Origin of the sequence: Dactylosporangium siamense, from assembly GCF_016862795.1 — a bacterium.
In the GTDB taxonomy this organism is placed as follows: Bacteria; Actinomycetota; Actinomycetes; order Mycobacteriales; family Micromonosporaceae; genus Dactylosporangium; species Dactylosporangium siamense.
In genome coordinates this window covers 1-13,677 of the sequence record NZ_BONQ01000168.1, presented here as the reverse complement: position 1 = coordinate 13,677, position 13,677 = coordinate 1, and the positions used below count along the sequence as shown (strand labels likewise).

Annotated in this window: 14 protein-coding genes and 1 pseudogene; 7 read left to right on the top strand and 8 right to left on the bottom strand. The window is 71.2% G+C overall.

Annotation, left to right across the window (positions count from 1 at the left end):
• Positions 1-58: 58 nt before the first annotated feature.
• Positions 59-358, top strand: a complete 300-nt coding sequence (locus tag Dsi01nite_RS50525) for a hypothetical protein (protein ID WP_203853661.1) — start codon at positions 59-61, stop codon at positions 356-358.
• Between the two features lie 39 nt (positions 359-397).
• On the opposite strand, the gene Dsi01nite_RS50520 is transcribed toward Dsi01nite_RS50525, so the two are convergent.
• Entirely contained in the window at positions 398-1,030 is a 633-nt protein-coding gene (locus tag Dsi01nite_RS50520; RefSeq protein ID WP_203853701.1) for a response regulator, read from the bottom strand.
• Positions 1,031-1,678: 648 nt separating this feature from the next.
• Here Dsi01nite_RS50520 and Dsi01nite_RS59055 point away from each other — a divergent pair.
• Positions 1,679-1,918, top strand: a pseudogene (locus Dsi01nite_RS59055) (transposase); the annotation flags it as partial.
• Between the two features lie 177 nt (positions 1,919-2,095).
• On the opposite strand, the gene macS reads toward Dsi01nite_RS59055, so the two are convergent.
• Together macS and ung are read right to left on the bottom strand one after the other, a co-directional pair.
• On the bottom strand, positions 2,096-3,358 hold the full coding sequence (macS, locus tag Dsi01nite_RS50510; protein WP_239136995.1) for a MacS family sensor histidine kinase: 1,263 nt from the start codon (positions 3,356-3,358) through the stop codon (positions 2,096-2,098).
• A gap of 7 nt (positions 3,359-3,365) precedes the next feature.
• A complete protein-coding gene (gene ung / locus Dsi01nite_RS50505) occupies positions 3,366-4,040 on the bottom strand; it encodes a uracil-DNA glycosylase (RefSeq protein WP_203853660.1) in 675 nt (224 codons plus the stop codon).
• Between the two features lie 105 nt (positions 4,041-4,145).
• Between ung and Dsi01nite_RS50500 the strand changes: the two genes are divergently transcribed.
• Positions 4,146-5,441, top strand: coding sequence for a hypothetical protein (locus Dsi01nite_RS50500; protein ID WP_203853659.1), 1,296 nt, complete (start codon positions 4,146-4,148; stop codon positions 5,439-5,441).
• Here Dsi01nite_RS50500 and Dsi01nite_RS50495 read toward each other — a convergent pair.
• On the bottom strand, positions 5,401-6,039 hold the full coding sequence (locus Dsi01nite_RS50495; protein ID WP_203853658.1) for a class F sortase: 639 nt from the start codon (positions 6,037-6,039) through the stop codon (positions 5,401-5,403). The genes Dsi01nite_RS50500 and Dsi01nite_RS50495 overlap by 41 nt on opposite strands.
• Positions 6,040-6,062: 23 nt before the next feature.
• Positions 6,063-6,536 (bottom strand): GVDTG sorting domain-containing protein, encoded by a 474-nt coding sequence (locus Dsi01nite_RS50490; protein WP_203853657.1) that lies wholly within the window; start codon positions 6,534-6,536, stop codon positions 6,063-6,065.
• 294 nt (positions 6,537-6,830) lie between these two features.
• Here Dsi01nite_RS50490 and Dsi01nite_RS50485 point away from each other — a divergent pair, with 294 nt between their 5' ends.
• The 3 genes from Dsi01nite_RS50485 (at position 6,831) to Dsi01nite_RS50475 (ending at position 9,928) form a co-directional block, all read left to right on the top strand.
• Positions 6,831-8,117 carry a citrate synthase gene (locus Dsi01nite_RS50485; RefSeq protein ID WP_203853656.1) on the top strand — a complete coding sequence of 429 codons (1,287 nt, stop codon included), beginning with the start codon at positions 6,831-6,833 and terminating at the stop codon, positions 8,115-8,117.
• Positions 8,118-8,238: 121 nt separating this feature from the next.
• Positions 8,239-8,898, top strand: coding sequence for a hypothetical protein (locus Dsi01nite_RS50480; protein ID WP_203853655.1), 660 nt, complete (start codon positions 8,239-8,241; stop codon positions 8,896-8,898).
• A 250-nt stretch (positions 8,899-9,148) separates the two neighbouring features.
• A complete protein-coding gene (locus tag Dsi01nite_RS50475; RefSeq protein WP_203853654.1) occupies positions 9,149-9,928 on the top strand; it encodes a hypothetical protein in 780 nt (259 codons plus the stop codon).
• 3 nt (positions 9,929-9,931) lie between these two features.
• On the opposite strand, the gene Dsi01nite_RS50470 is transcribed toward Dsi01nite_RS50475, so the two are convergent.
• From Dsi01nite_RS50470 to nhaA, 3 genes are all read right to left on the bottom strand, one after another.
• Positions 9,932-10,285 (bottom strand): STAS domain-containing protein, encoded by a 354-nt coding sequence (locus tag Dsi01nite_RS50470; RefSeq protein ID WP_275423494.1) that lies wholly within the window; start codon positions 10,283-10,285, stop codon positions 9,932-9,934.
• Between the two features lie 46 nt (positions 10,286-10,331).
• Positions 10,332-11,291 (bottom strand): calcium/sodium antiporter, encoded by a 960-nt coding sequence (locus Dsi01nite_RS50465; protein ID WP_203853652.1) that lies wholly within the window; start codon positions 11,289-11,291, stop codon positions 10,332-10,334.
• A gap of 167 nt (positions 11,292-11,458) precedes the next feature.
• Complete coding sequence (nhaA, locus tag Dsi01nite_RS50460) at positions 11,459-12,658, bottom strand: Na+/H+ antiporter NhaA (RefSeq protein WP_203853651.1); 1,200 nt, start codon at positions 12,656-12,658, stop codon at positions 11,459-11,461.
• Positions 12,659-12,797: 139 nt separating this feature from the next.
• On the opposite strand from nhaA, the gene Dsi01nite_RS50455 reads away from it, so the two are divergent.
• Entirely contained in the window at positions 12,798-13,544 is a 747-nt protein-coding gene (locus Dsi01nite_RS50455; protein ID WP_203853650.1) for a hypothetical protein, read from the top strand.
• Positions 13,545-13,677 lie beyond the last annotated feature (133 nt).

The following is a 13,677-nucleotide window of genomic DNA, read 5'->3' as shown; positions in this document are numbered from 1 at the left end:
ATCCTCGTCTGAGTAGTGAGATCTTCCTGTCCCGTGAGCGACGCGGCATGCTGGCGGGATGCGGTTGCTCACCGAGGCTGAGTACAAGGCGACGATGGAGCCCGAACCGATACAGATCGGTCCGGACGACGAGCCGCCGTTCGACTTCTGGCCCTACTTCGACGCCATCCCCGAGGCGCACCTCGGCGGCCACGACTTCAGCGAAGGCAGCGTCAACTACGCCTGGCAGATGCCCCTCGGCAAACTGCAACACGTCCTGGTGAACTGCGAGACCCCGAACGTGTTCCTGGTCCTCGTCCTCGACCTGCGCACCGAGACCGTCCTGGGCCACTACCTGCTCGACATCTACGGCGTGTGACCATCCGGCACTGGACCGGCGCGACCACCCGGTGGTGGACTACTCGTCCAGCCCGCGCTCGATCGCATACCGCACCAGATCGACCCGGCTGTGCAACTGCAGCTTGCCGAGCGTGTTCTGCACGTGGTTCTGCACCGTGCGATGCGACAGCACCAGCCGCTCGGCGATCTCCTTGTAGGTGACGCCCTTCGCCACCAGCCGCAGCACCTCGGTCTCCCGCTCGGTCAGCCGCGGCGCGTCGGGGTCCTCGGCCCGCGTCACCGTCGCCAGCCGGCGGAACTCCCCGAGCACCAGCCCCGCCAGCCCGGGCGTGAACACGGCGTCCCCCTCGGCCGTCCGGCTCACCGCGGCCAGGAACTCCTCCCGGGCCGCCGACTTCACCAGGTAGCCGGTGGCACCGGCCTTGACCGCGTCGAGGACGTCCTGCTGCTCGCCGCTCGCCGACAGCATCAGGATCCGCACCTCGGGGCACGACGCCAGCAACCCCTGGATGACCTCGACGCCGGACCGGTCGGGCAGCTGCAGGTCGAGCACCACCACGTCGGGCCGCACCGACCCCGCGATCCGGACCGCCTGCGCTCCTTCACCGACAGCGGCGACGACCTCATAGCCGGCCTCGGCCAGATCCCGGGCGACACCCTCACGCCACATCGGGTGGTCATCGACCACCATCACCCGGAGCCGTCCCGCTGCGTCCACACCCAGCACCCTATAGGTCCGTTTCCCCGCCGGCTGCCCGTGTCCACCCGCCCGCCGGTCACCGGGAAACAAGCACCCGGACCACGAGCTGGTCGATCCGGCCGCACATCGCACGGTCCGATCCTGCCGCCGGGGAGATCCACTGGTCGTGTCCGCTGCGGTGGTGTGCGAGCGGTCGGGTGGCGCCTTGGATCACGAACGAGCCGGCCGAGTTTCGGTGAAGGCGTGCAGCACCGGGGCGTCTACACGCCCCCACCTTCACGCTTTCTGGCGGACATCCGCACGGTGCCCCGGCCCGCGACCTCGATCGCCAGGGAAAGATCCGCTCCCGGCGGAGTGCAGACGGGCGAAGGCGCTGACCCGGTCCTCGGCAACGCCGGATCGCGAGCCGGACGTGCGGGGGTCGTCGCCGGACTTCTCCACAACCGGAAGGATCCCAGGGCACCTGACCCCGGAAATGGTTCCGCTTGTCGCGCCATGCCGCTGGGGCCCTGCACAGTTCGAAGTCGCGGCCCGGCCGTCCGGACGGGCTACGGGGCGACTTCGATCCAGCACGCGGCCGCACACCACCGCAGTCAGTGACTAGCTTCGTGGTGTCCGGCGGACTCGCTCCACCACGGCATGCCCCGCTCCGGCGGTGGCCATGTCCGCTCTTGCAATGCTCTCGAGCAAGAGCTCGAGGAACTCGTCGACCGCCTGGCGCCCACCCTGCTCACGATCCGCGGATGCGCCACCCTGACCGCCGCGAAGATCCTCGGCGAGACCGCTGACATCCGCAGGTTCCGCTCCCGCCACGCCTACGCCCGACACAACGGCACAGCACCACTACCCGTCTGGTCAGCCAACCAAGAACGCCATCGACTCTCCCAACGCAGACAGCACCAGCGAATCCCTGCGCGCACTCAAACGCCTACTCTCCGACGTCGTCTACCGAGCGCTCCTCGCCGACGCACCAAGAACTCCGAACACATCCCCAACTCTCGGCGCGGAGTGGCGCGGGGCGGATCGGGGTTGCGGGTCGGCCAGCGGGTGGAGGGGTCAGCGGGGGACCTGGAGCTCGATCTCGGTGCCCGTGGTGGGGGTGCTGGTGATGGTGGTCGTGCCGCCCAGGTCGCGGATGCGGCCGCGGATCGACTGGGCCAGGCCGAGGCGGCCGGCCTGCTCGGCCTCGGTGAGGCGGCCGTCCGGGATGCCGGGGCCGTTGTCGCGGATCGTGACGGTGACCGTGTCGTCGAGCTCCTCCACCAGCAGCCACGCCCTGGCGTCCGGGCCGGCGTGCAGCTGGACGTTGTCGACGGCGGCGGCGACGGCGGCCGCGACCTCGGCGGCGATCGCGGCCGGCAGCAGGACCTCGGTGGCCGGAGCGGCGACGCTGACGCCCATGGCGCTGTAGCCGGCGAGCAGGGTCCGCAGGTCGACGAGGTCGGCGGAGGACGCTCCGCGCACGCCGGCTGCGGCGGTGGCGCGTGCGGCCGGCGTGGCGCGCTGGGTGGTGGACGGCGAACGGGACAGGCTGGCCGGAAGGCGGAACGAGCGGCGGCCGGGTGGCTGGGGCGCCGCGGACGTGGTGCGGCGGCGGGTCGTGGCGGCGGGCGGGGGTCCGCTGGACGTGACCAGGGAGCGCAGGGTGGCCTCCTGCTCGCCCGCGAGGCGGCCCAGCTCGGCTGCCTCGCCGCCGAGTTCGGCGCCACGGCGCTGCAGGAGGGCGAGGACCTGCAGGACGGAGTCGTGGATGCCGCGGGCGAGGCGCTCGCGCTCGCGGGTGGCGGCCTCGAGCTCGGTCGCGCGCTGCAGGCGGGCCTCGGCGTCGATGGCGAGCCGGGCGATGTGGCCGATGCCGATGCCGGCCAGGACCATGAGGACCGGGCCGTTGACGGTGGCCTGGGAGAAGCCGTCGCGGACGACCACGTCGGCGCCGCTCATCAGCAGCGCGGCGATCGCGCCGCGGCGCCGCCCGCCGGAGATGGCCCAGGCCACGACGGGGCTGGCCACCCACGCCATCGGCAGGGTGGGTGCGCCGACGCCGAGACCGTCGGGCTGGACGATCCAGCGGGTGGCGAGCAGGCAGCCGGCCGTGACCGCGAGGTCGGTGATGAGCAGGGGCCAGTCGCGCCGCTCGGGGCGGGCATAGGCCAGGCTGCTCACCACCGTCCAGGCGGCCATGACGGACAGGATCAGCCAGCCGCCGAGGGGCCAGTAATAGTGCTGGAAGTTGCCGATCATCAGCACCGCCGCATAGCCGAGCGCGGCGATGCGGAAGACGAGCAGCGCCCGCCACAGCGGTCCCTCGAGGGCCTTCATGGTGGGGTCAGACCCAGCGGACCGGGGGCAGGCCGGCCTCGATGAGCGCGGCGTCGGTCTGGCTGAAGGGCTTGGAGCCCAGGAAGCCGGCGGGGTTCATCGGGCTGGGGTGGCCGGCCTCGACGATCTTGTGCTGGGGGTTGGTGACCAGGACGGCCTTCTTGCGGGCATAGCTGCCCCACAGGACGAACACGACCCGGCGGGGCATCGCGTTGAGGGCGGCGATGGCGGCGTCGGTGAAGTGCTCCCAGCCCTTGTTGGCGTGGGAGGCGGCCTTGCCGGCGCGGACGGTCAGGACCGCGTTGAGCAGCAGGACGCCGTCGCTCGCCCAGCCGGTGAGGTCACCGTTGGTGGGAGGGGTGACGCCGAGGTCCTCGCGAAGCTCCTTGTAGACATTGCGCAGGGACGGCGGGATCGACACGCCGGGGCGCACCGAGAAGCTCAACCCGTGGGCCTGGCCCTCCTTGAAGTAGGGGTCCTGGCCGAGGATGAGCACCCGCGCGGCCTCCGGCGAGCAGAGCCGGAAGGCGGTGAACAGGTCCGGCAGCGGGGGATAGACCGGGCCGGCCGCATACTCCGCCTCCACGAACGCCTCGAGCTTGTGCACGATCTCGAGGTCCAGGTGCGGCTTCATCAGGTCCCGCCAGCCGGCGGGGAGCAGCTCGAGCAAATCCAACGACATGCACCGCACTCTACGAAAGCGGTACGACAAAAAGCAGCAGGGGCAAAACGCGGAGGTATGTCGGAATTGGCAACATTGACGCGCTGAACCCGGGAGACTGGACCCGTGGCACACGTGGGACCGGTCGGAACTGGTGGCGAGCCGTTGACGGTGCTCTGGGCGTGGCGGCAGGCCCAGCTCGAGCAGCACGATCGGGCGGCGTCGCCCAGGCCCAGGCGGGTGCAAGATCAGCCGAAGGACAGTCTTGCACAGGACGGTCCCACGGACGGGCCGAAACCCGGCGATCAGGGCTATCTGACGCAGCTCCAGCAGCGCCTCCGGGAAACCGTGAAGGAGCGGGCCGTCGTGGCCCGGCTCGCGGAGGTGCCGGCGGAGCAGCGCACCGTCCTGCACAGCGCGATCGCCGCCGACCCCGCGGCCGCCGAGCGCGGGTTCGTCTGGCTGCTGGAGCACTTCGACCAGCCGAGCGCCGTCGTGCCGCACTTCGCCCAGCTGGCCCCGGCGCTCGACGCGCTGATCGGGCCGCGGAGCCGGCAGCTGGACCTGTTCGGCGAGGCGCTCGTGGCGGCCGTTCGCGACACGTACCGCGGCGAATGGAGCGACGACAACGACGGCTCGTGGCGCGAAGGCTGGCGTTTCGTCGTCGGGTGGCTGCGCCAGGCCAAGTCGTTGCAGCAGGAGCAGATCCCGTTCTGGACGGCCACCGTCCTGGCGCACGACCAGCGCCGCGACGACGTGGCGGTGCTGCGCCTGGCGACGGACCTGCCGTATCCGGCGCGCTCCGGACAGCGGGCCGTCGTCGAGCACCCGATGGTGCCGGGCTCGTGGCGGTCCTGCTGGATCTCCGCCCCGCCGACCGACGACAACCGCCTGGAGCTGCACGTCCAGGCCATGCCCAGCGACGACGCGACCGGCGCGCTGGTGCACGGCACCCGGGTCGGCGACCGGGTGCGGCTGCACCGGGCCGAGGGCGAGTTCGTCATCGAGAAGCACGGCCGGGCGATCCTCATCGTCGCCGAGGACGTGCACGTCGCCCCGGTGAAGGCGTTGCTCGACGAGCTGGCGGCCCGCCAGGACGAGCGGGTGGTGCACCTGTTCTGGGGCGTGTCGACCCGTGAGGACCTGTACGACCTGGAGTCGCTGCGGGCCCACGCCGCTCAGTGCGCGCACGCCACCGTGCACGCGGTCGTGGCGAGGGGGCCGGCGCACCCGTACCTCAGCGGGTCGCTGCCCCAGGTGGTGGTCGACTTCGCCGAGTGGACCTCCCACGACGTCTATTTGTGCGGCACCCCCTTCGGCGTCGGCGTGATGCGCAACATGCTGCTGGAGCGGTCGGTGCCGGCCGGCCGGATCCACTCGGTCACCCTGGAGCGGCTCGCCAGGACACCATCGTCGCGGTGATCACGGTGTTGCCGGAGTAGGTCGTGGTCGCCCGGTCGAAGGTGCCGCCGCAGGTGACCAGCCGCAGCTGGGGCCGGTCCGCGGGGCCGTAGACCAGGTCGGCCGGGAACGCCTGCTTCGGGTAGAGGCGCACGCCGTCGACGGCGAACGTGACCGTCGAATGGTCCCTGCGGCGCACCGTGACGAGATCGCCGGGTTTGAGCCGGCCGAGCAGGTAGAACACCGCCGGTCCGCTGTTGGCGGTGTCGACGTGGCCGACGAGCACGGCGTTGCCGGTCTCGCCGGGGGTGGGCCCCCGTTCATACCAGCCGACCTGGGAGGCCGTCCGCAGCGACGGCGGGATCAGGGTGCCGTCGCGGTCGACGTCGACCCGCTCGACCGGCGCGTCGACGGAGATCGCCGCGATGCTGAGCCCGACCGGCGGCGAGGCGGGAGCCTGCGTGGCGGAACCCAGTCCGGTGGAGGCGCTGGACTCCACGACCGGCGGCGGTGCGGGCGTGCCGTAGCCGGCGCCGATCAACGAGACACCGCTGACGGCCAGGGTGATGACGCCGACCACGGTGCCGCCCCGCCAGGTCCCGTTGGACCTGACGAGCATGTGCCGCGGCCGGTGCCTCGGCGTCACACCGACCGGCGGCGCAGCGCCAGGGCGCCGGCCGCGCCGACCAGCAGCAGGCCTCCGCCGGCGGCCATGAGCGTGCGGTTCGGGCCCTGCGCGGTGGAACCGCCGCCGGTCGGGATCCCGCCCGACGGCGACACGACCAGCTTGACCAGCGACGAGCTGCCGTCCGCGCAGTCGATGCTGACGTTGAAGGTGCCGGCGCTGATCGTCGCCGGGATGTCGACCGAGACGGAGAAGGTGCCGGGCGACTTGCCGGCCTCCATCGGGATGCGAGCGGCCAGTCCGAGCGTGGTCCCGGCGACGTCCGCGGACTTCACCCCGTCGGCGCACACGGTACTGAACGTGACGCGCCCGCCCGGTTTGACCGTCTCGGGGGTGACCGCGCCGGCGCCCTCGGCCGCGGCCACGCCAGGGAGGGCGAGCGCGGCCGTCGTACCGGCGAGCATGGCGCCGGACAGCAGGATTCTTCGCATGTTCCCATTTGCCGCCGCACCGGGGTGATCGCCGAACACCTTCCGCGGAGGAGTGGCAACATGACACTGGGGTCACCCGGTAAACTTGAGAGTTTCCAGAAAGGTGCGGTTGGTCCCGCACTTCCTCCGGTGCGAGGATGAGGTAACGAGTAGGAAATATCGCACGTGAGCGCCCCGCGTGGCGGCGCGGCCCGAGCGTCTGAAATCCTGCGCGTCGGCGCCATAAGCGCCGGTCGTGGGCAATGGCGGCCGCGGCCAGAAGCCGGACTGCGGGACGAGACGGGAACGACGCTGATGAGTGAGTACAAGATCACCTACCCGGACGGCGAGCTCGACCTGCCGGCACGCAAGGCAACGGAAGGGCCCGCTGGTCTCGAGATCGGCAAACTGCTCAAGGACACCGGTCAGGTCACGCTCGACACCGGATTCGTCAACACCGCCTCCTGTGTATCGTCGATCACGTACATCGACGGCGACGCCGGCATCCTGCGATACCGGGGCTACCCGATCGAGCAGCTCGCCGAGCGGTCGACCTTCCTGGAGAGCTCCTACCTGCTCATCCACGGCGAGCTGCCGACGCCGGCCCAGCTCGAGGACTTCACCTCCCGCATCCAGCACCACACGCTGCTGCACGAGGAGATGCGCCGCTTCTTCGACGGCTTCCCGCGCGACGCCCACCCGATGGCGGTGCTGTCCTCCGCGGTCAGCGCGCTGTCCACGTTCTACCAGGACAGCCTCAACCCGTTCGACCAGGAGCAGGTCGAGATCTCCACGATCCGGCTGATGGCGAAGGTACCGACCATCGCGTCCTACGCCTACAAGAAGGCGATCGGGCAGCCGATGCTGTACCCGGACAACTCTCTCGGCTACGTCGAGAACTTCCTGCGCATGACGTTCGGCGTCCCGGCGACCCCGTACGAGATCGACCCGGTCGCGGTCAAGGTCCTCGACATGCTCCTGCTGCTGCACGCGGACCACGAGCAGAACTGCTCGACGTCCACGGTCCGGCTCGTCGGCTCCAGCCAGGCGAACCTGTTCGCGTCGGTGTCCGCCGGCGTCAACGCGCTGTTCGGCCCGCTGCACGGCGGTGCCAACCAGGCGGTCCTGGAGATGCTCCAGGTGATCCGCGAGGACGGCGGCGACGTCGCCAAGTTCGTCAGCAGGGTCAAGGACAAGAAGGACACCGCCACCCGCCTCATGGGCTTCGGTCACCGTGTGTACAAGAACTACGACCCCCGCGCGGCACTGGTGAAGAAGGCCGCGCAGGAGGTGCTCGGCCGGATGGCGAAGCCCGACCCGCTGCTGGACCTGGCGATGCAGCTCGAGGAGATCGCGCTGTCGGACGAGTACTTCGTCTCCCGCAAGCTGTACCCGAACGTCGACTTCTACACGGGCCTCATCTACAAGGCGATGGGCTTCCCGACCACGATGTTCACCGTCCTCTTCGCGCTCGGCCGGCTGCCCGGCTGGATCGCCCAGTGGCGTGAGATGATCAACGACCCGGAGACCAAGATCGGCCGTCCGCGTCAGGTGTATATCGGTTACGGCGCACGGGATTACGCTCCGATTGCTGGTCGGTAAAGACCCGCAGCGTCAACCGGTTCTACCTCGTTTGTACCTTGACGGAGATCGACCCCGGCTGTCTCATACATGAGGTCCATCTGGGGTCGTTGTCCGTTTTCGACAGGGGAGACCGGTTTTCATGAGCGCGCCAACGTTGTCGCCGCTACTCACCGCGGCAGTGCAGGACAGGACCTCCGGAGCGACCGGAGTGGCCCGGCAGGTCCTCGACGGCCTGGCGGAATTCGTGCACGATCCCGTCACGCTGCGCCAGGTGGTGGCGCCGTTGCCGGGGCTGCTGCCGGGGTACGCCTCGATGTGGCACATCGCCCGTGCGGCCAACGCCGATGACCCGGGCCCTGCCCTGCGCGCGATCCGGGAGCAGCTCGACCGCGACGTCGAGGCGAGCGTCGCCACCGCGACCCGCCTGCTGCACCAGCGCGGCGGCTGGGCCCGCACCGCGCCCAGCAGCGCGCTGGTGAAGGCCGTCGCAGCGCAGCTGCCCACCGGCACCGTCGACGCGCCCGGCACCGAGGGGCTCCTGCCCGTGACGGGGCTGGCCGGGGCCGACGCGATCAGCCCCACCCGGGTGCTCAACATCAAGGGCACCCTCAAGCTCGCGCAGGGCATCCCCACGGTCGTGGTCACCACGTCGTTGAAGCTGGTGCCGGAGCGGGTGTTCGACGGGCTCGGCTCGCCACTGTTCGAGCGGATCCCCCTCACCGCCTTCTGGGCCGTCGTCCTCGACGGCGAGCTGCTGACCCCGGCCGAGGTCGGCCGTCGCGCGGCCGCGCTCAGCTGAGGCCCACCGAACGTGTGTGAATCTGTGTGGTTACGTCGGCTGGACGTTCTACATTGGACGGTTCTCCGACACTGGTAAGACGGCACGGATTGGGGGCTGTGCAGTGGCTCACGTTGGGAGTACATTGCGTTGCATCCAAGGACGCCGGGGCCGCCGCTTCCCCCGTGGCGGCGGCCCCGGTCTTGAATCCCGGGCGGCCGGTCAGGCCGAGACGCGTTTCGATGCATGAGCGCGCGGAGACCACATCGACATGGTGACCACCGCTCGCCCGCGCGCCACGGCCCCCGCACACGCCGCCGGGCCGCCCCCACGCACCGTGCTCTTCATCGGCGGCATGATCCTGCTCGCCGTCCTCGTGCTGGCGGCGGTCACCGTCGCCGTGTGGCGCGCCGGGCACAAGGACGGAGACCGGGCGTCACACACCGTGACCGCGGCCGTGGCCGGTCGCGACGAGGCGACGCTGGACCTGCTCAGCGGCGTCACCGCGGTCACCGTGACCGCCGCGGACCTGGGCGACGTGCTGTATCGGGTGCGCACCCCCGACGGCGGCCGCATGGTCCCCAGCGTCGCCGACCTCGGCGGCCGGGTCGGCGTCCAGCTCAACGACACCGGCAACGGCGCGGCCGACAAGGGCGTCGTCGCCGTCGAGCTCAACCGCGACGTGCGCTGGACCGTCCGGTTCACCGCCGGTGCCACGAGCAACACCGCCGACCTGCGCGGCCTGCGCGAGATCGGCGGTGTGGAGTACATCGGGGGCGTCTCCGCCATCGAGCTCAGCCTTCCCGCCGCGAAGGGGACGGTCCCGGTGCGGATGAGCGGCGGCGCCAGCACCTTCCGGATCCATCTGCCGCAGGGCCGGCCGGTCCGGGTCGTCGCCGGCGGCGGCGCCGGCAGCGTGACCCTCGACGGCACCCGCCACGACGGGGTGGCCGGTGGGGCGTCGTTCACGAGCGGGGACACCACCGCGAACGACCGGTTCGAGATCGACAACACCGCCGGAGTGTCCGGCGTCGTCGTCGACCGGTACTGACACCTACAAGGGCAGGATCGCGCCGGCGCCCGAGACGGGCGCGTCGATCGGGAGGTCCGGCAGCCCGAACAGCTCCGTCAGCCCGGTCACCTGCAGCAGCCGGTGCACGAACGGTGACGGGCTGCGCACCTCCATGCGGCCGCCGACGTCCCGGGTCTTGTTGTTGATCGCGACCAGGGTGCCGATGCCGATCGAATCCATGAACGGGACCCGCCGCAGGTCGACGGTGAGGACCGCCGGACGCTGGACGTCGATGGTGTCGAGCACCACCGACCGAAGCGCACCGACCGTGGCCGCTTCCAGCGGGCCCAACACTTCCACCACAAGTACATCTCCGGAGCGGTGTGTCCGGACCATCGCGTCGCCCATTGAGGTCGCGTACCCAGTCAGCGGAACCGGAAACTCACGGGTTGGCGGAGATCAGCAGGGGCAGGACGCACACGTAGGCGGCCAGCAGGACGCAAGCCTCCGGCCGGGTGATCCTGCTGCCCCGCCACAGCAGCAACCAGGCCAGGACCGCGGCGAACACCATCGCGGTGACCGCGGCGAAGCCGAACGGCGCGATCGTCGAGCTGCCCGCGGCGAGACCGACGACCGCACCGCCGATCAGGCTGTTGAAGATGTTGCTGCCCAACAGGTTGCCGACCAGCAGGTCGCCCTCGCCGCGCCGCTGCGCCTGGACCGACGTCATCAGCTCCGGCAGCGACGTGCCGAACGCGACCAGGGTGTAGCCGATGACCTGGTCGCTGACGTTCCACCGGTGCGCGAGCGTGACCGCGTTGTCGACCAGCAGCTGCGCCCCGCCGAGGGTCGCGGCGAGCCCCACGACGGTCCGCAGCGCCTCGACCCACCAGCGGCGCGGCCGCTGCGACACGAACGCGGCGACCTCGTCCGGCAGCGGGTCGCCGTCCTGGACCCGGGACAGCCGCACCAGCAGCGCGAGCGTCCCGACGCTGAGCACCGCCAGCAGCACCCCGGCCGCGAACTTCAGCCCGACCAGTGCGAACGCGCCGAACACCGCGACCGCCGCCGCCATCAGCGGCGCCTCCCGGACCGGCACGGACGAGCGCACCATCACCGGGGACACGACCGCGACCACCCCGAGGACCAGGGTCACGTTGAGGATGTTGGAGCCGACGAGGTTGCCCAGCGCCAGGCCCGCGTTGTCGCGGACCGCCGCGGTGCCGGACACCACGAACTCCGGGGCGCTGGTGCCCAGCCCGATCACGACGACGCCGACGATGACCGGCGCGACCCGCAGCAGCGTCGCGAGGCGGCTCGCACCCACCACCACCTGGTCGGCGCCCAGGGTCAGCAGCACCAGCCCGACCAGGCCGAGCCCGACGACGAGCAGCGTCGACATCAGTCTCCAAAGGTCCGGATCAACGGACCGACACGATACCGCCCCCTGTCACGCCCGAAGATCCGTAACCGGTTCCGGTGGATTGCCTCGGCGCACGGCTGGCGCAAAGTCCCGTCGAGCCTTATCGTTTTCAACGAGACCGGCGTCTTCCCCCGTGGATGCCGGTCTCACCATTTCCGGAGCTTGTCGCGGGCGTTGCCCCGCCGCCGGACCAGGATCGTCGCCAGCACCGCCGCGACGACCGAAGCGGCCAGCACGGCGGCAGCCGCGGCGTCGGCGGCCTCGCCGGGCACCGACAGGCGGGCGATCAGCAGGCTCACCGTGTAGCCGACCCCGCCGAGCATCGCCACCGGGAGCACGTCACCCCAGCCGACCTCGGGCGGCAGCGCGCCGAGCCGGATCCGCACCGCCAGCCACGCGCCGAGCAGGATGCCGACCGGTTTGCCCAGCAGCAGCCCGGCCGCGGCCCCCCGCGCGATCGGGTCGCCGATCGCGTCGGCGGCCGCGGCGAGGGGGATTCCGGCGGCGGCGAGCGCGAAGATCGGCACCACCACACCGGCGGACAACGGATGTAGCCGGTGCAGGAGCCGGTCGCAGGCGGACTCGTCCTCGCCGCCGCGGGTCCGGACCGGCGTCAGCAACCCCAGCACGATGCCCGTCACGGTGGCGTGGACGCCGCCGCCCTGCACGCACACCCACGCACCGACCGCGACCGGCACGACGAGCCACGCGGGCGTCCAGCGCAGGCGGTGCAGCAGCCCGTACCCCAGGCACAGCAGCAGACCGCCGGCCAGCCACCAGAGCCGCACGTCGTGCGCGAACAACACCCCGACGAGCGCGATCGCACCGAGGTCGTCGATGACGGCGAGGGACAGCAGGAGCACCCGCACCCCGGACGGCAGCGTCGAGCCCGCGAGGGCCAGGACCCCCAGCGCGAACGCGATGTCGGTGGCGACCGGGATCGCCCACGCCCCGCCGTGCGCGGCCGCGCCGCCCGACACCGCGATCGCGACGACCGCCGGCACCATCATGCCGCCGAGCGCCGCCACGACCGGCAGGGCCGCGACCCGCCAGCCGGCGAGCTCACCGACCGTCAGCTCCCGCTTGACCTCCAGGCCGGCGACGAAGAAGAAGACGGTCAGCAGTCCGTCGGTGACCCAGCCCGCGAGGGTCAGGTCCAGGTGCAGCGCGTCGAGGACCGCCGAGGACGGCAGGCGCAGGGACCAGAACTGCTCGTAGGTGCCGCCGGGCAGGTTGGCCCACAGCAGGGCGACCCCGGTCGCGAGGATGAGCAGCCGGCCACCGGTCGTCTCCAGGCGGAGGAACTCCAGCAGCATGTCGAGCCGGCGTGCGGTGCCACGTGCCATCCCGGGTTTCCTTCCAGCGGGCAGACTCATCCTGTCCTGCCGACCAGACTTCCCGGCGCACCTGAGCCGAATGCTACCGCACCGGGTCTCACTCCACTGTGGAGTGTCGTGGCTTGGGGTCGCACTGTACCGTGTCCGCATGCGGTGTCCGAGATGCGGTGCGACCGGCGTCGACGCGCAGGGACTGTGCCTGCGGTGCGGCCTTCGGATCGGGGCGCCCCCTCCGGTCCAGCGTAACCCGCTGCTGATTCCCGGCATCGCCTTCGCCGTGGTGGCGGTCCTGATGATCGCCGCCGTCATCGTCTACGCGGCCACCAGCGGCGACGGCTCCGACGACACCGTGGCGGCGCCGACGGCCGCTCCCGTGACGACGGCCGGCACGCCGGAGACGACCGTCGGCCCGAGCGTGGGTCCCAGCCCGAGCGACAGCACGAGCCCGGGCGCCAGTCCGTCGCCGTCGGGGGACCCCTGCATCGTCGGCGTGTGGCTCGAGGAACGGCACGACGAGGACCTCACGACCCCCGACGGCACCGTCGTCACGGTCCACGGCGGCGGCACGTTCCAGCGGTACAGCTACGACGGCGTGGCCTTCTTCGACTACGACAACGGCCTCCGCCTGGCCGGCACCAAGGGATCCTCCCGATACGAGTTCCTCTTCACCGGATTCATCAGCTACACCTACCGGGTCGAGAACGGCGAGATCATCTACAGCAACCCGCGGGCCCAGGGCACGGAGCTGCTGTACAACGACAACGGGCACGTCTACACCCGCAACCTCTCGGCGCGGAACCTCCCGCCGCGGAAGCTCAACTGCGGCAACGTCGCGATGAACCTCACGAGCGCGGGCCTGAACATCGACCTCAAACGCACCAGCGCCCGCCAGTAACCCGGCCGGACCGGGCCGCTCTCGCCGGGTGGCCGCTGTTTGCTCAGGTTCCCCCTCCGACGGTCGATTGGGCCGTCGGAGAAGGGGAGCGTGGCAGTGAGCGACGACTTGGGTGACATCGTTCAGGAGTTTC